This window comes from Pseudosulfitobacter koreensis (assembly GCF_024733015.1).
GTDB lineage: Bacteria > Pseudomonadota > Alphaproteobacteria > Rhodobacterales > Rhodobacteraceae > Pseudosulfitobacter > Pseudosulfitobacter koreensis.
In genome coordinates this window covers 1-18,647 of the sequence record NZ_JANKJG010000020.1, presented here as the reverse complement: position 1 = coordinate 18,647, position 18,647 = coordinate 1, and the positions used below count along the sequence as shown (strand labels likewise).

Annotated in this window: 20 protein-coding genes; 4 read left to right on the top strand and 16 right to left on the bottom strand. The window is 61.2% G+C overall.

Annotated elements, in window-relative coordinates; all coding sequences use genetic code 11:
- Positions 1-63: 63 nt before the first annotated feature.
- Together NTA49_RS17135 and NTA49_RS17130 are read left to right on the top strand one after the other, a co-directional pair.
- Positions 64-306 carry a DUF5927 domain-containing protein gene (locus NTA49_RS17135; protein ID WP_258296035.1) on the top strand — a complete coding sequence of 81 codons (243 nt, stop codon included), beginning with the start codon at positions 64-66 and terminating at the stop codon, positions 304-306.
- A gap of 3 nt (positions 307-309) precedes the next feature.
- On the top strand, positions 310-1,737 hold the full coding sequence (locus tag NTA49_RS17130) for a sulfotransferase family 2 domain-containing protein (RefSeq protein WP_258296034.1): 1,428 nt from the start codon (positions 310-312) through the stop codon (positions 1,735-1,737).
- Here the strand turns inward: NTA49_RS17130 and NTA49_RS17125 are convergent, their stop codons facing one another.
- From NTA49_RS17125 to NTA49_RS17050, 16 genes are all read right to left on the bottom strand, one after another.
- On the bottom strand, positions 1,738-2,202 hold the full coding sequence (locus tag NTA49_RS17125; RefSeq protein WP_258296033.1) for a PTS sugar transporter subunit IIA: 465 nt from the start codon (positions 2,200-2,202) through the stop codon (positions 1,738-1,740). It lies immediately after the preceding gene.
- Between the two features lie 39 nt (positions 2,203-2,241).
- Positions 2,242-2,805, bottom strand: a complete 564-nt coding sequence (gene hpf, locus NTA49_RS17120; protein WP_258296032.1) for a ribosome hibernation-promoting factor, HPF/YfiA family — start codon at positions 2,803-2,805, stop codon at positions 2,242-2,244.
- A 258-nt stretch (positions 2,806-3,063) separates the two neighbouring features.
- Positions 3,064-3,822 carry an LPS export ABC transporter ATP-binding protein gene (gene lptB / locus NTA49_RS17115; protein ID WP_258296031.1) on the bottom strand — a complete coding sequence of 253 codons (759 nt, stop codon included), beginning with the start codon at positions 3,820-3,822 and terminating at the stop codon, positions 3,064-3,066.
- Complete coding sequence (gene lptA, locus NTA49_RS17110; RefSeq protein WP_258296030.1) at positions 3,822-4,289, bottom strand: lipopolysaccharide transport periplasmic protein LptA; 468 nt, start codon at positions 4,287-4,289, stop codon at positions 3,822-3,824. The genes lptB and lptA overlap by 1 nt, the downstream gene beginning before the upstream one ends.
- 27 nt (positions 4,290-4,316) lie before the next feature.
- Positions 4,317-4,913 (bottom strand): LPS export ABC transporter periplasmic protein LptC, encoded by a 597-nt coding sequence (lptC, locus tag NTA49_RS17105; RefSeq protein ID WP_258296029.1) that lies wholly within the window; start codon positions 4,911-4,913, stop codon positions 4,317-4,319.
- 9 nt (positions 4,914-4,922) lie between these two features.
- Positions 4,923-5,891 carry a KpsF/GutQ family sugar-phosphate isomerase gene (locus NTA49_RS17100; protein ID WP_258296028.1) on the bottom strand — a complete coding sequence of 323 codons (969 nt, stop codon included), beginning with the start codon at positions 5,889-5,891 and terminating at the stop codon, positions 4,923-4,925.
- Positions 5,888-6,502, bottom strand: a complete 615-nt coding sequence (locus tag NTA49_RS17095) for a ribonuclease D (RefSeq protein ID WP_258296027.1) — start codon at positions 6,500-6,502, stop codon at positions 5,888-5,890. Before NTA49_RS17095 ends, NTA49_RS17100 begins: the two co-directional genes overlap by 4 nt.
- Positions 6,503-6,569: 67 nt before the next feature.
- On the bottom strand, positions 6,570-7,346 hold the full coding sequence (locus NTA49_RS17090; protein ID WP_258296026.1) for a PaaX family transcriptional regulator C-terminal domain-containing protein: 777 nt from the start codon (positions 7,344-7,346) through the stop codon (positions 6,570-6,572).
- Positions 7,336-9,351: a phenylacetic acid degradation bifunctional protein PaaZ gene (paaZ, locus tag NTA49_RS17085; RefSeq protein WP_258296025.1), complete on the bottom strand. Its 2,016-nt coding sequence runs from the start codon at positions 9,349-9,351 to the stop codon at positions 7,336-7,338. The genes NTA49_RS17090 and paaZ overlap by 11 nt, the downstream gene beginning before the upstream one ends.
- Positions 9,352-9,363: 12 nt before the next feature.
- Positions 9,364-10,428: a 2Fe-2S iron-sulfur cluster-binding protein gene (locus NTA49_RS17080; RefSeq protein WP_258296024.1), complete on the bottom strand. Its 1,065-nt coding sequence runs from the start codon at positions 10,426-10,428 to the stop codon at positions 9,364-9,366.
- 9 nt (positions 10,429-10,437) lie between these two features.
- Positions 10,438-10,905, bottom strand: a complete 468-nt coding sequence (paaD, locus tag NTA49_RS17075) for a 1,2-phenylacetyl-CoA epoxidase subunit PaaD (RefSeq protein WP_258296023.1) — start codon at positions 10,903-10,905, stop codon at positions 10,438-10,440.
- Positions 10,899-11,642, bottom strand: a complete 744-nt coding sequence (paaC, locus tag NTA49_RS17070; protein WP_258296022.1) for a 1,2-phenylacetyl-CoA epoxidase subunit PaaC — start codon at positions 11,640-11,642, stop codon at positions 10,899-10,901. The genes paaD and paaC overlap by 7 nt, the downstream gene beginning before the upstream one ends.
- The gene (gene paaB, locus NTA49_RS17065) at positions 11,642-11,986 is read right to left on the bottom strand and encodes a 1,2-phenylacetyl-CoA epoxidase subunit PaaB (RefSeq protein ID WP_258296021.1); all 345 of its coding nucleotides are present in this window, start codon (positions 11,984-11,986) and stop codon (positions 11,642-11,644) included. The genes paaC and paaB overlap by 1 nt, the downstream gene beginning before the upstream one ends.
- Positions 11,987-11,991: 5 nt before the next feature.
- Positions 11,992-12,984: a 1,2-phenylacetyl-CoA epoxidase subunit PaaA gene (gene paaA, locus NTA49_RS17060; RefSeq protein WP_258296020.1), complete on the bottom strand. Its 993-nt coding sequence runs from the start codon at positions 12,982-12,984 to the stop codon at positions 11,992-11,994.
- Between the two features lie 38 nt (positions 12,985-13,022).
- Entirely contained in the window at positions 13,023-14,225 is a 1,203-nt protein-coding gene (gene pcaF, locus NTA49_RS17055; protein ID WP_258296019.1) for a 3-oxoadipyl-CoA thiolase, read from the bottom strand.
- 112 nt (positions 14,226-14,337) lie between these two features.
- Positions 14,338-16,383 carry a sensor histidine kinase gene (locus NTA49_RS17050; protein ID WP_258296018.1) on the bottom strand — a complete coding sequence of 682 codons (2,046 nt, stop codon included), beginning with the start codon at positions 16,381-16,383 and terminating at the stop codon, positions 14,338-14,340.
- Positions 16,384-16,735: 352 nt separating this feature from the next.
- Here NTA49_RS17050 and NTA49_RS17045 point away from each other — a divergent pair, with 352 nt between their 5' ends.
- Both NTA49_RS17045 and NTA49_RS17040 read left to right on the top strand, forming a co-directional pair.
- Positions 16,736-17,923, top strand: a complete 1,188-nt coding sequence (locus NTA49_RS17045) for a tyrosine-type recombinase/integrase (RefSeq protein ID WP_332844301.1) — start codon at positions 16,736-16,738, stop codon at positions 17,921-17,923.
- Positions 17,924-18,009: 86 nt separating this feature from the next.
- A complete protein-coding gene (locus NTA49_RS17040) occupies positions 18,010-18,600 on the top strand; it encodes a hypothetical protein (RefSeq protein ID WP_258296016.1) in 591 nt (196 codons plus the stop codon).
- Positions 18,601-18,647: the final 47 nt, after the last annotated feature.

The following is an 18,647-nucleotide window of genomic DNA, read 5'->3' as shown; positions in this document are numbered from 1 at the left end:
CAAAAATCCCATGTCGATCACTCCATATCTCCCTGATCAGAATCGTCAGGGCAATGTGTTCACATGGGTCAATTCTCAGTGAAAATTTATGGGGCTACCGGGTCAGTTCTCAATGAAAACCAACACCCGACCCAGCAGCGGCGCCTGTCCGAGGTGCCAAAGATGGTGGACCTGAACGGGTTCGGGCAGTTCCTGCAAAACCTCAAGAACCAGGGGATGCACCCCTATCTGATGGGCGATTTCCCCGTCGAACGCGCGATCGAGGCACAATCCGAAGCGCCGCGAAAACCCTATTTGGTAAGGTAGAAGATGGCGCAAAGTTTCGACTATTTCGTGGTGTTCGCCGAGATGCGCACCGGATCGAACTTTCTGGAGACGAATCTGAACGCTTTCGACGGCATCACCTGCCACGGCGAGGCGTTCAATCCGCATTTCATCGGCTATCCGAACACGACCGAGATTCTGGGCGTGTCGCAGGCGGCGCGCGACGCCGACCCCGAGGGGCTGATCACGGTGATCCGCAGGAAAACCGATGGGCTGGGTGGCTTTCGCTATTTCCATGACCACGATCCGCGCGTGTTCGACATAATTGTGAATGACCCCAAATGCGCCAAGATCGTGCTGACGCGCAATCCGGTCGACAGCTATGTGTCGTGGAAGATCGCGCAGGCCACAGGTCAGTGGAAGCTGACCGATGTGAAACGGCGCAAGGCCGGTGCCGCCGCCTTTGACCCGCGCGAGTTCGAGGCGCATCTTGAGGCGCTGCAAACCTTTCAGGTGACGCTGATGAACCGGTTGCAGGTGACGGGGCAGACCGCGTTCTACGTCGCCTATGAAGACCTGCAAAGCGTCGAGGTGATGAACGGTCTGGCTGCCTACCTGGGCGTTGAAAGCCGGCTTGAAGGGTTGGACAAGAGCCTGAAAAAACAGAACCCAAGCCCGATCAGCGAAAAGGTGACCAACGCCGATGAGATGGCGCGCGCCCTGAACGGGCTGGACCGGTTCAACCTGACCCGCACGCCCAATTTCGAGCCGCGCCGGGGGCCGGTGATCCCGACCTATGTTGCGGCGGCCAAATCGCCACTGCTGTATCTGCCCATGCGCAGCGGCCCGGAGGAACAGATATTCGACTGGATGGCTGCGCTCGACGGGGTGTCCGACGATGATCTGCTGCGCAAGATGAACCAGAAAGACCTGCGCCAGTGGAAGCGTCGCAATCGCGGGCATCGCAGCTTTACCGTGCTGCGACATCCGGCGGCGCGGGCGCACCATGCGTTTTGCCACCGTATCCTCAATCCGGGGCCTGCGTGCTATGACGCCCTGCGCCAGACGCTGACCCGCCGCTACGCGCTGCCGATCCCCGAAGATGCGCCCGACGCCAGCTATGACCGGGCGGCGCATCACACGGCGTTCACGGCGTTCCTCGCGTTTCTCAAGGGCAATCTGGCGGGTCAGACCGCCATCCGCGTCGATGCCGCGTGGTGTACGCAGGTGCAGGCGGTTCAGGGGTTTGGCGAATTCGTTCTGCCCGACCGGATCATCCGCGAGGAAGACTTGCAGACCGAACTGGCTCAGATCGCGTCGCAGATCGGTCTGGACGATATACCGCAGGTGCCGCAGGCGGTAGAGCCCGGCCCCTTCACGTTGAAAGACATATACGACGACAGCATCGAGGCGCTGGTGTCCGACGTCTACCAGCGGGATTACATGATGTTCGGATTTTCGCGCTGGGCGTGATCAGGCCGCCTGGGCCGACTGTGCCTCGGACAGGATCGTATAGAGGGTGCTGGCGTCATGGTTCGCCCGCAGCTTGGTGCAGATCGACGTGTCGCGCAGGGTGCGTGACACCAACGCCAGCGCCTTGAGGTGTTCAACGCCCGCGTCCTCGGGGGCAAAGAGGGCAAAGGCGATGTCGACAGGCAGACGGTCCACCGCGCTGAAGTCGATGGGCTTGTCCAGCACCACGAAGACCCCGATCACCTTCTCCACACCGTCCAGCCGCGCATGGGGCAGGGCGACGCCGCGGCCCACTCCGGTGGGCCCCAGCGCTTCGCGTGCCATCAGCGCCTCGTTGACCTGTCCCGCGTCCAGACCATAAGCGCTGTGCGCAAGATCGGCGATCTCGTGCAACAGGCGTTTCTTGCTGGAGGCCGAGGTTAACACCCTGACGGCCTCCGGCTTTAGAAGCTTTGCAAATTCCATTGTTGCTCGCACCGCTCTGGCGCCTCGCGCCGTTAACTCTTAAGGATCGATCCAGCCGATATTGCCGTCTTCGCGGCGATATACGACATTCAATCGTTCCTGTCCTTCCTTCCGGAACACGAGGACCGGCGCACCCGCCAACTCCATCTGCATCACGGCTTCGCCAACGCTCAGCGACTGTATCTTGGTCTCCATCTCCGCCACGATCATCGGTTGCAGCGAATCCGGTTCCGGCAGCGTTTCATCTGCCTCGGAAGCGAGGATATAGGAGGAAGCGCCAAAGAGTTCAACCGGCTCGCGCCGATCCTTATGGTGGTCCTTGAGGCGGCGTTTATAGCGGCGCAGCTGCTTTTCCATCTTTTCACAGCAGGCATCGAAGGCGCCGTAGATTTCGGTGCCACGCGCCTTGGCGGTGGCGGTCAGGCCGGTGGAGAGGTGAACGGTCGCCTCGCAGACAAATTCGTGACCAGACTTCGAGAACACCACCTGTGCATCCGTGGGGCGTTCGGCATATTTCCCGACGGCCACGCCCAATTCGGTCTGAACATGTGTTTGAAGTGCTGAACCGATGTCGATCTGTTTGCCGCTGATTTGGTACCGCATTGTCTCTCCTCACTATTAAGGACCCGTCACAGGTCGCAACACGCCCCTTGGTCTGGGGCCATTGCGGGCCTAGGTCTGGATCTCGGGAAACGGCGAAGCGCCAAGGTGCAGTGTCAACGCCTGATTGCTCAAGGCGGGTGTCGCAGCAGACTTAAGTAGCGCTTTTGCCATACCCTATTCAGCGCTCAATCGCCGCGTGCTGTCAATAAAAAGCGCTGCAGGATCGGTGAGGTTTTGCCGACAAGTCCGTTTAATCGGCTAAGAAACGCGAAAGTTTTCGCCAAGATACACGCGGCGCACATTCTGGTTCTCGACCACCTCTGCGGGCGTGCCGGACATCAGCACCTTGCCCTCGTGCAGAATATAGGCGCGGTCGACAATCTCCAGCGTTTCCCGGACGTTGTGGTCGGTGATCAAGACGCCGATGCCACGTTTCTTGAGATCGGCAACCAGATGCCGGATGTCTCCCACGCTGATCGGATCGACGCCGGCAAAGGGTTCGTCCAGCAAAAGAAACTTAGGATTCGCGGCAAGGCAGCGAGCGATTTCCACCCGGCGGCGTTCACCGCCCGACAGGGCCAGCGCAGGCGCCCGGCGCAGGTGTTCGATCGAAAACTCTGACAGCAGCGCCTCCAGCCGTTCGCGGCGCTTGTGACGGTGCGATTCCGTGATGTCGAGGATTGCCGAGATGTTGTCCTGTACGCTGAGACCGCGAAAGATGCTCATTTCCTGCGGCAGGTATCCGATGCCCATCTGCGCGCGGCGGTACATCGGCAGAGTGGTCACATCGGTGCCGTCCACCTTGACGGTGCCGCCTTCGGGGGTGACCAGACCGGCAATGGAATAGAACGTGGTGGTCTTGCCCGACCCGTTTGGCCCCAGAAGGGCCACGACCTCGCCGCGATCCAAATGCATGGAAAAGTCGCGGATGACGACCTTCTTGCGATAGGATTTGCGCAAATGCGAGATGTGCAGCCCTGAATCGGTGGCCGCGATGGACAGATCGGGGGCAGACATTATTCGCTTCCGGTTTGCAGGATCGTCTTGACCCGGCCGGACATGCGGGCGTTGCCGGTGCGCAGGTCTACGAACATCTTTTCCGCCGTCAGCGCGCTGGCACCCTGGGTCAGCAGCACGTTTCCGGTCATCTCGATCTCGCCGGTGTCGATGTTGTAATCGGCGCGCTCTGCCTCGGCGGCATCGTCGCCGGTCACCAGCGTCACGCCGCCCGTCGCCTCAAGCTTGGCGATGCCTGCGTTTTGCGATCTGTAGGTGACCAGAACCCGCGCGGCGGTCAGGCGCATCTCGCCCTGGCCGATCGTAACATTGCCGTCGAACACCGCAGTGCCGGTGGATTGATCGACCGACAGATTGTCGGCGGTCACCTCGACGGGCAGCGTCGTATCCTGGGTGATGGTTCCGAAAGTCACGTTTGTGCCCTGGGCCAGAACGGGCGCGGCAAGGCACAGAAAAAGGGCGGTCATCAGGGCGCGAAAGGTCGTCACGATAGGTTACTCATCTGTTTGTTTCGGATCATATACCAGCTTAACGCCGTTTGTGAAAACCAATTGGGCGGGCGCGTCTTCGCGGCTGGGTGACAGGATCATCTGCCCCGCCACAAGATCGCCAAAGCCGCTGTCAGCCTGCACCTCGCCCGGCGATGTCAGCGTGGCAGTTTCAAGGTCTGCCAGCAACGTGTCGGATGTGATCGTGAATCCTGTGGACGTGGTGATCACGACATTGCCCGACAGGTCCATCTTCGACGCATCCAGTTCCACCTTGGCAAGGTCTGCCATCAGATCGACGCGGGTGCCACCGACCAGATCGACACGCGCGGTCACGTCCCGCGCCTCGTTCAGATTGTCGGTGCCGGTGGTCAGGATCGCTGCGGTGAACGACAGGCTGTCGCCGCCCTCGGTCGCGCCGGAAAAGAAGGGGCCGGTGATCTGCTGCAATTCCACACGGCTGCGTACGTCTTCTTCGGCAAAGGGGATGGTGCTGACCGGATCGACCCTGCGCGACAGCAGAAACAGCGTCGAGAGCAGGGCAAGCGCCGCAAGGGGCAACAGCACCTTGAGCGTGGCGACCAGTTTTGAATACCAGTCCATCGCGCCGCCTTAGCCCAGACCGACGCGCAGGCAGTCGTGGATGTGCAAGAGGCCCAGTGGCGTGGGCTGGTCCTTCTGGTCGGTGACGAACAGGCAGGTGATTTTGCGGGTGTTCATGATACCCACGGCCTTTTCCGCCAGCGCATCCGGGCCGATGGTGGTGGGGGCTGCGGTCATCACGTCGTGGGCGGTCAGTGACATCAGCCCGTCCAGATGGCGGCGCAGGTCGCCGTCGGTGATGATGCCGACCAGGGTGCCGTTGACCCCTGTCACCCCGACCACGCCAAAACCCTTGCGGCTGATCTCGATCAGCGCCTCGCCCATGACAGTGTCTTCGGTCACCAGCGGCAGGGCGTCGCCTGCGTGCATCAGATCAGCCACGCGGCTGAGTTGCGCGCCGAGTTTGCCGCCGGGGTGAAAGCTGCGGAAATCCTCGGCGGTGAAGGCGCGGTGTTCCATCAGCGCCACGGCGAGCGCGTCGCCCATCGCCAGCGTCATGGTGGTGGATGAGGTCGGCACGACACCGGTGCCACAGGCCTCTTCGGCACGGGGCAGGGTCAGGACGATATCGCACTGCTTGCCCAGCGCGCTTTCGGGGCGGCTGGTGATGCCGATCAGCGGGATTTCAAAGCGGCGGGTGTAGGCGATCAGATTGGCCAGTTCCGGCGCCTCGCCCGAGTTCGAGATTGCGATGACCGCGTCCTGGCTGGTGACCATGCCCAGGTCGCCATGGCTGGCCTCGGCGGGGTGGACGAATTGCGCGGGCGTGCCTGTGCTGGCCAGCGTCGCCGCGATCTTGTGGGCGATGTGGCCCGATTTGCCGATGCCGGTCACGATCACGCGGCCCGTGGATTTCAGCAGTTGTTCAACCGCGCGGGTAAAGTTGCCGTCAAGCGCGTCGTGCAGCTGCATCAGCGCTTGTGCTTCGATGGCGATGACACGGCGGCCCGTGTCCTGAAAGGGGGTGTCGCTGGTCATAGGTGTGCAAAGATGTCCGTGTCGGGCCAGCCCGCCAGATCCAGTTTGGCGCGGGTGGGCAGAAAATCGAAACAGGACTGGGCAAGCTCCATCCTGTCCTCGCGCAGCAAACGCTTGTTCAGCGCCTCGCGCAGGCGGTGAAGGTAGAGCACATCGGAGGCGGCATAGTCCAGTTGTGCATCGGTCAGTTGCGGCGCACCCCAGTCGCTGCTTTGCTGCTGCTTCGAGATGTCGACGCCCAGCAGTTCCTGCGTCAGGTTTTTCAATCCGTGGCGGTCGGTATAGGTGCGGGTCAGCTTGCTTGCGATCTTGGTGCAATAGACCGGGGCCGCGACCGCGCCGAATGCGTTCAGCATCGCGGCAATGTCAAAGCGGCCGTAGTGGAACAGTTTCAGCACATAGGAATTTTCCAGCAGCGCACAGAGGTTCGGGGCCTCGGTCTGGCCGATCGCGATCTGCACCAGATGGGCATTGCCGTCGCCGCCCGACAACTGGACAACACACAGCCGGTCGCGGTGCGGGTGCAGGCCCATGGTTTCGCAGTCGATGGCGACGATGGGGCCCAGGTCCAGACCGTCGGGCAGATCGGATTTGTGCAAATGATTTGTCATGGCAATGCTATAGCGCGCCAGCGGGCGACGGGAAAGCAGATGCCGCGCGCCTGCGCCAGTTTGCGCCTCAGGGGTGCAGCGCGCCCAGGGTGGGCCGGGGTAGGCGGGCCAGCAGTCCGGTCACCAGCGCACGGCAGTCGTGGCCGCGCCACGCATCGGAATAGACCTCGCGGGGGAGGTCGGGGTGTTTCAGAACCAGCCGCCGCCAGCCATGCACGATCAGCGAGCGCAGCACGCCGATCTGCACGGGACTGAGCGTGGAGGCGTCCAGTTGCAGCGCGTCGAGCGCTGACAGCATCTCGTGCAGGGCGGCGTAATCCTGGCTGAGATCCTTGGGTTCGAACTGACCGCCGAGCCAGTGCGGCGCGGCATCTGCGGGCAGAGCCAGCGTACCCGCAGGCGCGTCAGAGGTGTCCGCGCCGATGTAGAGACGCGGGGCGAGCGGGGCAAAGCCGTGCGCCTCCATCTGTTCGCGCGAATAGCTGGTGGGGGTTTCCAACAGCACCAGTTGCCAGCCCTGCGCGGCCGCCTCGGGGGGGCTGTAGATGCGCCCGCTGGCCGCGACGCTGAGACGGCGGCCCGTGGGGGTTAGACTATGGTGGCTGGTGCGGCCTGATTTGGTCGAGGTGATCCAGTCATCGTTGCGCAGACGGTGCAGGGCGACACGGGTTGCCTCGGGCCTGATCTGCGCCTCTGCCATCAGGGCGGTCAGCACCGGGCCGTCGATGCCTTCGCCCTCAAGGCGGGCCAGATCGCCAAAGACGCTGACCAGCACCGACCACACCCGCTGGGTTGCGGTTGCGGTCAGGATCGCCAATGCGTCCTGATAGGGATCAGAAGGCATTCATTGTCAGCAATTCGTACTCTGCCACCTGTTCGTCATCCTGGTTGGTCAGCGTGACGTGCCAGCGGACCTCGCCGTATTCCTCGTTGCGCGGGGTCTTTACCTTGACGCTCAGACGCACCTTGATGCTGTCGCCCGCCTGCACGGGCTTCATGAAGCGCAGGTTGTCCAGCCCTGTGTTGGCCAGAACCGGGCCGGGATCGGGCTGCACGAACAGTCCTGCCGCAAAGCTGAGCAGCAGATAGCCATGCGCGACGCGACCGGGAAAGAACGGGTTTGCCTTGGCGGCTGCGTCGTCCATGTGGGCATAGAACGTGTCGCCGGTGAAGTGGGCAAAAGTCTCGATATCGTCCAGCGTGATCTCGCGCGAGGGCGAGTTGAACGTGTCGCCCAGTTCCAGATCGCCGTAAACGCGCGTGAAGGGATGCGGCTTGTCCGCGTGCTCAGTCGCGCCGGGCACCCAGCGGTTTCCGACAGAGGTGAGGATGTCGGGGCTGCCCTGGATCGCGGTGCGTTGCATATAGTGCATCACGGCACGGCTGCCGCCCAGCTCCTCGCCGCCGCCTGCGCGGCCCGGCCCGCCGTGCACCATGTGGGGCAGGGGCGCGCCGTGTCCTGTCGCCTCGGCCATGCTGTCGCGGTTGTTGAAGTAGAGCCGACCGTGGAACGCACCGGCCCCCATCGCCACGGCACGGGCCACGTCGCCGTCGTGGGTGATGACCGACGCCACCAGAGAGCCTTGGCCGCGGTTCAGCAGCGCGATGGCGTGGTCCAGATCGCGGTAGCCCATGACGGTGGACACGGGGCCAAACGCCTCGGTGTCATGGACGCGGGTGGCGCTGTCGGGATCGGCGCAGTGAAACAGCATCGGCGGCACGAAGGCGCCCTTGCTATCAGCCATCGCGAAATCGTCGGGGTCGCCGAAGACGCGCGTGGCCTCTGCGCCGATGGCGGCTGCCTTGTCCAGCACATCGCGTTTCTGCGCGCCCGAGACCAGCGCGCCCATGCCTGTCGCCGCGTCGCGCGGGTCGCCGATGGTGACCTTGGCCAGACGGGCCGAGATCGCCTCGATCACTGCCTGCTCATGTGCCTGCGGCACCATGATGCGGCGGATGGCCGTGCATTTCTGACCGGCTTTCGCGGTCATCTCGCGCTGTACTTCCTTGACGAATAGATCGAACTCGGGCGTGCCGGGAACTGCGTCGGGGCCCAGCAGGGACGCGTTCAGACTGTCCTGCTCGGCGGTAAAGCGCACGCTGTTGGACAGGATGTTGGCATTACTGCGCAGTTTCAGCGCGGTATCGGCAGAACCTGTGAACGTCACCACGTCCTGACAGTCGACGTGGTCCAGCATGTCGCCCAGACCACCCGACACCAGTTGCAATGCGCCGTCGGGCAGCAGGCCGCTGTCCAGCATCAGCCGTACGCATTTTTCGGTCACATAGCACGTCGCGGTCGCGGGTTTGATGATGGCGGGCAGACCGGCCAGCAGGGTCGGAGCCAGTTTTTCCAGCATGCCCCAGACGGGGAAGTTGAAGGCGTTGATGTGCACCGCGACGCCTTGCAGCGGGGTGCAGATGTGTTGGCCCATGAAAGCACCGGACCGTCCCAGTTGTTCGGGCACGCCGTCCAGATAGACATGCGCGTCGGGCAGGTCGCGCCGCCCTTTTGACGCATAGACCAGCATCGTGCCGATTCCGCCGTCGACGTCGATCTGGTGATCGGATTTCGTCGCACCGGTGTCATAGCTGACATCATAAAGCGCAGGGCGGTGTTCGCGCAGATAGAGCGCCAGCGCCTTGAGCATGCGGGCGCGGTCATGGAACGTCATCGCGCGCAGGGCGAGGCCGCCGACATCGCGCCCATAGGCCAGCATTGCCTGCACATCCAGGGCATCATTGCCCGCGTCCGCGATGACATCGCCAGTGATGGCCGACGCAATGGATCTGGCACCGGCACCGGGGGCGACCCACTGACCGGCGGCAAAGGAATGAACGTGTTGCATGGGAAACCCCTGTTAGTGCTGGTCGTAATCCACGACCAATGTATCGCTGAGCGCATAGCACTGGCAGGTCAGGACAAAGCCCGCCTCGACCTCGTAGTCTTCCAGCGCGTGGTTGGTCAGCATTTCATATTCGCCTTCGACCACCTTGGCCTTGCAGGTGGAACAGACGCCCGCCTTGCATGAAAACGGAGCGTCGAGATCGTTGGCCAGTGCGGTTTCCAGCACAGACTGATCTTTTGGCATTTCAAACTGGTGGCCGGTGCCGTCGATGATCACGGTGGTCTGCGTGCCCGCCTGACCTTTGGCGCGCTCTTTCAGTTCCTGCTTGGCCAGCTGGCCCTTCTGGCTTTCGCTGAACAGCTCGAACTTGATCTGCCCATCGGCCAGGCCGTGGGTTTTCAACGCCTCGGCGATGGCCAGCATCATCGGTTCCGGCCCGCAGATGAACGCAGTATCGATGTTGCCGATGTCGATCCAGCTTTTGAACAGGGCGGCGCATTTGTCCTGATCAATGCGCCCGGTAAACAGGTCGATGTCCTGCCCGGTTTCCAGAACGTGGATCAGGGTCAGCCGACCCATGTAGCGGTTTTTCAGGTCTTCCAGTTCCTCGCGGAACATGATCGTGCCCACCGCGCGGTTGGCATAGATCAGCGTGAAGGTGCTGTTTGGCTCGCGGGTCATGACCGTGCGCAGGATCGACAGCACCGGCGTCACGCCTGAGCCGCCTGCAAAGCCGAGGTAGTTCTTGGCCTTGTCCGGCTCGATCGGCGTGTGGAAACTGCCCGAGGGCGGCATCGCGTGCAGGGTATCGCCGACCTTCAGCGCGGTGTTGGCAAAGGTCGAGAATGCCCCGCCATCGACACGCTTGATGCCTACCTGCAGCTTGCCATCGTCCAGGCCGGCGCAGATCGAATAGTTGCGGCGCAGCTCGGTGCCGTCGAAATCCTGTTTGAACGTCAGATACTGGCCTTGGGTAAAGGCAAAGGCGTCGGGGTCCTGCGGTTGCAGGGTCAGCACGACGGCATCACGGATGGTGTGGTGAATGTCGGTGACAGTCAGGGGAAGGAATTGCGCCATTGGGTCAGCCTAGATGCATTTGAAATAGTCGAAGGGTTCAAGACAGTCGGTGCAGCGCCACTGCGCCTTGCACGGGGTCGACCCGAACTGGCTGATCCGCTCGACCGCCTGCGATTTGCAGTGCGGGCATTGCTGCGGACCGCCTGCGGCTTGCGGGGGCGCGATGCCGTAATCTTCCAGCTTGGCGCGGCCCTTGTCGGACAGCCAGTCAGTCGTCCATGCAGGGGAAAGCTGGCGTTTCAACTCCAGCTTTTCGATGCCGTGCCCGCGTAGAGCGGTTTCGATGTCCAGGTTGATGATCGTCGTCGCGGGGCAGCCTGAATAGGTAGGCGTCACGGTCACGATCAACGTGTCGTCCTGCCAGGCGACATCGCGGATGATCCCCAGATCCACCAGTGAAATCACCGGGATCTCGGGGTCGGGAACGGCATCGAGCCAATCCCACACATCCGCGACAGAGGGTTGAACGGTTACCATTTCGCGTCCGGATAGGCGCGGGGCAGGTACTGCATCACCGCCAGCATGTGCCCCAGGTGTTCGGTGTGGCGCACGCCGGTCTTGCCGCCCTTGTGGGCGAAATCGCTGTCGGGGCGAGTCAGGGTCGCCTCGGCCAGAACCGCATTTATGCGGTCATCGAACGCGTCGCGCAGCGGCGCGGGGTCGCAGACGGCACGGTCCACTTCGTCCGACAGGAACATCTCGCCCACATAGGGCCACAGACGGTCCAGCGCTGCCTGCATCCGCTTGTGGCTTTCCTCGGTGCCGTCGCCCAGAGCGATCACCGTATCGGCAGAGCGTTCGGCGTGATAGGTCACCTCTTTCAGCGACTTTTCCGCAATGGCAGAGATTTCGGCGTGGTCATGACCTTTCAGCGCGCGCAGCATCTCGATGTGCCAAGCGTCGAACAGGAATTGCCGCATCATTGTGTGGCCGAAATCGCGGTTGGGCTGTTCGACCAACAGCAGATTGCGAAAATCCATAACGTCGCGGCGATAGGCCAGCGCGTCGGCATCGCGGCCCTCGCCTTCGACCTCGGCGGCGAGACCCAGCCACAGTTGGGTCTGGCCGATCAGGTCAAGTGCCGTGTTGGCAAGGGCGATGTCTTCTTCCAGCACGGGCGCATGGCCGCACCATTCGGAGACGCGGTGGCCCAGAACCAGGGAATTGTCGCCCATGCGGCAGAGCCATTCGAACAGCTGTGCGTCGGTTGCCATCACATGGTCCCCACTTCTTCGGGAATGTCGAAGAACGTCGGGTGGCGGTAAACCTTGTCATCCGCAGGGTCGTACATGTGACCCTTGTCGTCGGGCGACGACGCGGTGATCTTGCTGGCCTCGACGACCCAGATGCTGACGCCCTCCTTGCGACGTGTATAGACGTCGCGGGCGTTCTGCATCGCGCGTTCGGCGTCGGGGGCATGCAGCGACCCGACGTGACGATGGCTCAGGCCGTGCTGACCACGGATGAAGATTTCATACAGGGGCCATTCGGTACGGCGCACGGCGTCGTGCGGGGCGGCTTCGGTGGCTTTGTAGGCACTGGATTCAGGGCTGCTCATATCAGTTACTCCGCTGCAAGTTTGGCTGCGCGTTTCTTGTCGGCGTGGGCCAGCATGGCCTCGCGGACCCAGCGGCCCTCGTCCCAGGCGCGGTTGCGGTCTTCCAGTCGTTCGACGGAACAGGGACCATTGCCCTTGAGCACGTCGAAGAATTCGTCCCAATCGGGCTCGGAAAAGTCATAGCCGCCTTTTTCCTCGTTCCATTTCAGGTTCTCGTCGGGAATGGTCAGGCCCAGATAATCGGCCTGCGGAGCGGTCAGATCGACGAACTTCTGACGCAGCTCGTCATTCGAGTTCATCTTGATCTTCCACGCCATCGACTGCGCCGAGTGGACGCTTTCGGCATCCGACGGGCCGAACATCATCAGCGACGGATACCAAAAGCGGTTCAGCGCATCCTGCGCCATGCGTTTCTGCTCGGGCGTGCCCTTGGCCATCTTCATCATGATGTCGAAGCCTTGGCGCTGGTGGAACGATTCCTCCTTGCAGATGCGCACCATCGCGCGGGCATAGGGCCCGTAAGACGTGCGTTGCAGCGGCACCTGGTTCATGATCGCGGCACCGTCAACCAGCCAGCCCACAGCGCCCATGTCGGCCCATGTGATCGTCGGATAGTTGAAGATCGACGAATACTTCATCTTGCCCGACAGCAGGTCGCGGGTCATCTGGTCGCGCGTCACACCCAGAGTTTCCGCCGCGCAATAGAGGTAGAGACCGTGACCGGCCTCGTCCTGAACCTTGGCCAACAGGATCGCCTTGCGCTCAAGCGTGGGCGCACGGGTGATCCAGTTGCCCTCGGGCAGCTGACCGACGATTTCGGAATGGGCGTGCTGCCCGATCTGGCGGATCAGCGTCTTGCGATAGCCGTCAGGCATCCAGTCCTTCGGTTCGATCTTGCCATTCGCGTCGATACGCTCCTGAAAGGCGCGTTCCTGCGGGTCCATTTCGTCGAGGGAGCGGACGCCCTCGCCTGTGGATTTCACCATCTGTGCATACATCGTTCAAACCTTTCGTCGGTCAGAAGGGCGGGGCGTTATCAGACCCGCTCGAGGATAAGCGCGACACCTTGGCCGACGCCCACGCACATGGTGCACAGCGCATAGCGCCCGCCAGTGCGTTTCAATTGATAGGCCGCCGTCATCACGAGACGTGCGCCTGACATGCCCAGCGGGTGACCGATTGCGATGGCGCCGCCCTGGGCGTTCACGCGCGGATCGTCGTCGGCCACACCCAGCGCACGCAGTGTCGCAAGACCCTGCGAGGCAAAGGCTTCGTTCAGTTCGATCACGTCCATCTGGTCGATGGTCAGCCCGGCACGCTTCAAGACTTTCTCACAGGCGGGGATCGGGCCGATGCCCATGACACGGGGTTCAACCCCTGCGGCATTCATCGCCACGACGCGGGCCATCGGCGTCAGCCCGTTCTTGGCAGCGGCGGCCTCCGATGCCAGCAACAGCGCCGCAGCGCCGTCGTTCACGCCCGATGCGTTGCCGGCCGTCACCGTCAGATCGGTGCCATTGATCGGGCGCAGTTTGCCCAGCGCATCCAGCGTGGTGCCGGGGCGGGGGTGTTCGTCGGTGTCCACAATGATCGGATCGCCCTTGCGCTGAGGGATCGTCACGGGGCTGATCTCGTCGGCGAACAGACCGGCCTCGTGTGCCGCGGCCCAGCGTTCCTGCGAACGGGCGGCAAAGGCATCCTGATCGGCGCGGTTCACGTTGTGATCTGCGGCGACGTTGTCGGCAGTCTCGGGCATCGAGTCGACGCCATATTCCGCCTTCATCTTGGGGTTCACGAAGCGCCAGCCAATCGTGGTATCGAAAATCTCGGCAGAGCGGCTGAAGGCGCTGGTGGCCTTGCCCATGACGAAGGGCGCACGGCTCATGCTTTCGACACCGCCGGCGATGGCCATGTCCAGATCGCCAGCCTTGATGCCGCGCGCGGCAAGGCCCACGGCGTCCATGCCCGAGGCGCACAGGCGGTTGATCGTCGAACCGGGCACATCCACGGGCAATCCCGCCAGCAAGGATGCCATGCGCGCCACGTTCCGGTTGTCTTCGCCCGCCTGGTTGGCGCAGCCAAAGATCACATCATCGACGCTGGCCCAATCCACATTGGGGTTGCGCGCCATCAGCGCGGCGATAGGTGCCGCAGCCAGATCGTCGGCACGCACGCCTGACAATGCGCCACCGTATCGTCCGATGGGCGTGCGCTGCGCGTCACAGATGAATGCAGTCATGAAGTTCTCCCGAATTGCTAAGTCAGGCTAACCAGATCGCCGATTCGACGCAATGTAAATGTTACGGAAACGGATGCATCGGCAGATTTCCGTAACGCTTTGTGTTTGGTCGCTAGGCTGCGCGCGCATTTTCCTCTTGCACAAGGCTCAGACGGAACACGCTGCCCTCACCCAGCGTGCTTTCCAGCGAAAGCGTACCGCCGTGCAGTGTCGCCAGTTGCTCGGCGATGGCCAGACCCAGGCCCAGCCCGCCGTTTTTGCGCGACATCGACCCATCGACCTGCTGAAAGCGTTGAAAGACGCGCTTCTGGTTCTCTGCCGAGATCCCGCATCCGGTGTCTGCCACGCTGAACACGATCCGGCCCTTTTCCTGCGTGACAGAGACGTGAATCTGGCCCTTTTCGGTGAACTTGATCGCGTTCGAGATCAGGTTGTAGAGGATCTGTTTGAGCCTGATCCGGTCGGCCGAAACGCTGGCCCTGCTGTCGATGGCGCTGGTCAGCTCAAGCCCCTTGGCCTGCGCATCCGGTCCCAAGTCGGCCACGACAGCCCCCACGATTTCGGCAACAGGAACGACCGACAGGTCCAGCTGGATCTGCCCACGTGCCACCTTGGTCCAATCCAGCAGATCCTCGACCAGTCGCAGCATGTGCTGCGCCGAATCGACGATGCCACCGCCCTGTTCCGACACAAAGCGCTGATAGGCACCTATCGCGGTCGCGGTCTCTTGGTCAGGGGACGCGTCGGCAGCAAGCGCCATGTTCAGGCGTCTGGACTGTGGCAGCTGCTCGCTGTTGCGCAGGAATGCGGCCCGGCCCGAGATGACGGTCAGCGGCGTGCGCAACTCGTGCGAGACGTTGTTCAGAAACTCGGTCTTTTCGCGGTCAGCGGCTTCGGCGGCTTCGCGGGCGCGTTTCTCCGCCGTGACATCGGTCGAGATGCCGACGGTATAGCCGTGCGGAGTTTTGGCCTCGGTCACCTTCACCCATCTGTCATCGCTTGCAGGTTCCAGAAACGAGACGCCGGGATTGCGGAAGCGCTCGAGCCGTTCCGCGATCCAGGTCGATCTGTCCCTGACGGTCGATGCGTCCGGGTTGCGCTTTTCCCACTGCGTCAGCAGTTCGGTCATCGTGACGCCGGGGGCGATCAGGGGCGCGATTTCGGGATGATAATCCAGGTATTTCTGGTTCACCAGCATCAGTCGCTCGCGGTCGTCGAAGGCGATAAATCCCTCGTCGATGCAGCCGATTGCCTCGGCCAGAAGGGCGCGGGCGTTTTCTTTCTTCGTCGCCAAGCTGCGAACCAGCCAGAGCACGCCCAGAAGAATGGCCCCCAGGAACAGCACGAAACCAAGCAAATAAGGGCTTTGCGGTGAGTAGGCCGACCAGCCGTTCTTGGGCAATGCAGCGGCCTGCCATCTGCTTCCCAGCATGTTGAACTCGGTGATCACCGGCTTATGGTCAAAGAGCTCGTCATCAGCCTGCGGGCTTGCAGGCGTGGTGACGGTGGAAACTTCCTTCAGGCTGAACATGTATTTGTCGGTATCGCTGAAATCATGTCTTTGCGCGCTCAGAAGGCCGTCAGCCGCGACAACAATCGAAATGACACCCCAGAACGATTTGGTGGTGCGGTCCGGATCGCTGAGAAACACAGGATAGCGCATGATATAACCGGTGCCGCCCTGCACCAGCGGGACCGGGCCATCGACCACCGGGCTTTGCCTGCGATAGGCTTGTGCGACGCTGGCCATCTGTTCGGGAACTTGCCAGTATTTCAAACCCAGCGTCTTTCGGTTGCCCGTGGTCGGAAAGCTGTGCGTCACCTCAAGCCCAGGTGCCAGCGCGACGGCAAGCACGCCGGGGTTGTGGTTGCGCAGGTCCGCGACCACCCGCTCGATCTGGGTTTCGTTGAACTCCTGCGACACCATCAGAATGCTTTCGATGTGTTTCGCGACCAGAACGGCCTCGAAGAACCGAAGCTGGATCTGATCGGTCGCGGCATGAAGCCCCTGTTCCAGATCGTGTCTGACCGCGGCCAGATGGTTGTCACGATCCAGCGCGATGACCGAATAGCCGATGCCGCCGACACTGCCGAGGACGATACTGGTAAGAAGAACATAGGCTTTTGAAGCCAAATAGTCCCTGAATGTCTGAAACACGTATGTTTCCTTCTGCGAACCTCACGGGTGGGCCGTTACGAACATGAACGCCGGGTTTCTGAGTGACCCGGCTTATTGACCCCGAAACCCAGTCTCACTGCGACAAAAGACAGAATACGGGCACGATATGGGTATTTTGATGGCATGACGCCGCGGTAACGGTCGGACAGGTTTGCGAAAGGGGGAAGTGTGTGGTGCCCAGAAGAGGCATTGAATTACCATATCATGATGACGCATCCCGTCTCACTTTTTCCTCAACACACTGATTTTAATGTATGACGTTGTATCAGGCAGTTTCATTCCGTGTCATACCATGCTAGATGTAGGGGTGGATTGGGAAGGGGATCAAATTTTGCCAGCACTGCACAAGCTCTCATCTGCCAAGGTCAAAAGCGCCTCTGCGGGTAAATACTCAGACGGTGGCGGCCTCTGGCTTGTTAAACGTGAAGACGGCGGCGCTCAGTGGGTGCTGCGTGTCACAATCCACGGGCGTCGTCGCGAGATGGGAATCGGCAACCTTCAATCTGTCAGCCTGAAAGAAGCACGGCAGGCCGCTGAAACATGGCGTGCGGTCGTGAGAGAGGGCAAAGATCCGATCAAGGAGCGCGACCAGCAACGGCGTCTAGCCGCGCGAGAGAGCCACACCTTGGCGTCGGTAGCCCTTGAGGCATTCGAGGCCCGCAAGTCTCAGCTAAAGGGCGAAGGTAAGGCGGGGCGATGGTTTTCGCCGCTTGAACTGCATGTGCTTCCAAAAATAGGTAAGATACCCGTCGAAGAACTTGACCAGCAGGATATCAAAATTGCGTTGGCACCCATCTGGCACGAAAAGGCCGACACGGCGAGGAAAGCCATGAACCGGTTAGGCATCACGCTGAAGCATGCGGCGGCGATGGGTCTCGATGTGGATATTCAGGCAACTGAAAAGGCAAAAGCCCTGCTAGGCAAGAGCCGTCACAAAGCCCAGAACATCCCGTACATGCCTTGGCCGGAGGTGCCAGCATTCTACGCCAGCTTGAACGAGCAGACCGTGACGCACCTGGCGCTTCGCCTGTTGATCCTGACGAGTGTGCGGTCAGGTCCGGTTCGGTTTTGTCGATTGGATCAAATTCAGGACAACGTCTGGACCGTGCCCGCAGAAAACATGAAAGGGCAGGAGGGAGCAGTCAATGATTTCCGAGTGCCATTGTCCGATGAAGCCATGATCGTGATTGAGCAAGCCAAGCCATTCGAGCGAGACGGCTACCTTTTCCCAAGCGTTCGTAAAGGTGTGATTTCCGATGCTACGATGAGCCGCCTTATGGAGCGGAGGTCATTGGCGGCACGCCCACACGGGTTCCGGTCCAGCTTCAAGACATGGTGCGAGGAGGCGACGAACGAACGTGAGGCTGTGGTGGAAACCGCCTTGGCGCATGTCGTCGGCAACAAGGTTGAGCGGTCCTATCGCCGAACTGATCTTTTGGAGCGTCGTCGCGAACTCGTGTCGCGTTGGGCCGATCATGTAACAGGCCGAGACGCCAGCAAGGTGGTTAAAATTGCGTGATTCCCATTCATTAAATATTTCCGGAACCGCCAAGCGTTGCCAATGGCGTCATTCATTCGGCAAGGCGCAGGATGCCAAGGTCCACCATGTCTGAACTCAAGATCAAACTGGAAAAGCGCCTTTTAGGCTATGATATTTGGATCGACACGAGTGGCGATGGTGGTGGTGCCTATCAGAAGATTCAGGCCAACAAGCCACCAATCGTCGAACGAGCTTGCAGATTTATTGATGAAATGCAGGAATATTTCATCGAATTGGGACTTCCGGATCCACTTCGTCTTGTTTCGACCGATCCCAGTTCCGGTTGGCAGTACTGTGAAATGTCAAAGGCCGAAAATCCTGAGGTTTTCATCGGTTACCTCTTTATTGCAGATCATCTGGATATCACTGACTCAATGAAAGAAAAACTGAACCTGTTGTCCCAGGCAGTAGATTTTCTTTACCATCACGGATCAGGCGACATAGCAGCTGCCTATGTTTCCCTTTTTGATTTCACGCAATCGTACACTCTGCACTGGGCAGAAGTTGATGCCCGTCCTGACATGGAGCGAGGACAAACCACTGTGAAGGCTGCGTCTTCAGGCGGCGAGCAGCGTGCTAGTGCTCTGAGTCTGACGTATCTTACCGGTTCCCTCGGATTTGATCGAGCTTATCCAAGGCGCGGCGTTCCCGGGTGAGAATATCCTCGGCGGTTTTGGTCCATTTGAAGGGCTTGGGGCTCTCG

Coding starts and splice junctions, on each gene's coding strand:
- lptA (WP_258296030.1), bottom strand. CDS start 4,289: ATGACCGCCCTTTTTCTGTGCCTTGCCGCGCCCGTTCTGGCCCAGGGC.
- paaB (WP_258296021.1), bottom strand. CDS start 11,986: ATGAGCAGCCCTGAATCCAGTGCCTACAAAGCCACCGAAGCCGCCCCG.
- hpf (WP_258296032.1), bottom strand. CDS start 2,805: ATGCGGTACCAAATCAGCGGCAAACAGATCGACATCGGTTCAGCACTT.
- lptC (WP_258296029.1), bottom strand. CDS start 4,913: ATGGACTGGTATTCAAAACTGGTCGCCACGCTCAAGGTGCTGTTGCCC.
- NTA49_RS17125 (WP_258296033.1), bottom strand. CDS start 2,202: ATGGAATTTGCAAAGCTTCTAAAGCCGGAGGCCGTCAGGGTGTTAACC.
- paaD (WP_258296023.1), bottom strand. CDS start 10,905: ATGGTAACCGTTCAACCCTCTGTCGCGGATGTGTGGGATTGGCTCGAT.
- NTA49_RS17095 (WP_258296027.1), bottom strand. CDS start 6,502: ATGACAAATCATTTGCACAAATCCGATCTGCCCGACGGTCTGGACCTG.
- NTA49_RS17080 (WP_258296024.1), bottom strand. CDS start 10,428: ATGGCGCAATTCCTTCCCCTGACTGTCACCGACATTCACCACACCATC.
- NTA49_RS17100 (WP_258296028.1), bottom strand. CDS start 5,891: ATGACCAGCGACACCCCCTTTCAGGACACGGGCCGCCGTGTCATCGCC.
- paaC (WP_258296022.1), bottom strand. CDS start 11,642: ATGGCAACCGACGCACAGCTGTTCGAATGGCTCTGCCGCATGGGCGAC.
- NTA49_RS17130 (WP_258296034.1), top strand. CDS start 310: ATGGCGCAAAGTTTCGACTATTTCGTGGTGTTCGCCGAGATGCGCACC.
- NTA49_RS17090 (WP_258296026.1), bottom strand. CDS start 7,346: ATGCCTTCTGATCCCTATCAGGACGCATTGGCGATCCTGACCGCAACC.
- paaA (WP_258296020.1), bottom strand. CDS start 12,984: ATGTATGCACAGATGGTGAAATCCACAGGCGAGGGCGTCCGCTCCCTC.
- NTA49_RS17040 (WP_258296016.1), top strand. CDS start 18,010: ATGTCTGAACTCAAGATCAAACTGGAAAAGCGCCTTTTAGGCTATGAT.
- lptB (WP_258296031.1), bottom strand. CDS start 3,822: ATGTCTGCCCCCGATCTGTCCATCGCGGCCACCGATTCAGGGCTGCAC.
- NTA49_RS17135 (WP_258296035.1), top strand. CDS start 64: ATGGGTCAATTCTCAGTGAAAATTTATGGGGCTACCGGGTCAGTTCTC.
- pcaF (WP_258296019.1), bottom strand. CDS start 14,225: ATGACTGCATTCATCTGTGACGCGCAGCGCACGCCCATCGGACGATAC.
- paaZ (WP_258296025.1), bottom strand. CDS start 9,351: ATGCAACACGTTCATTCCTTTGCCGCCGGTCAGTGGGTCGCCCCCGGT.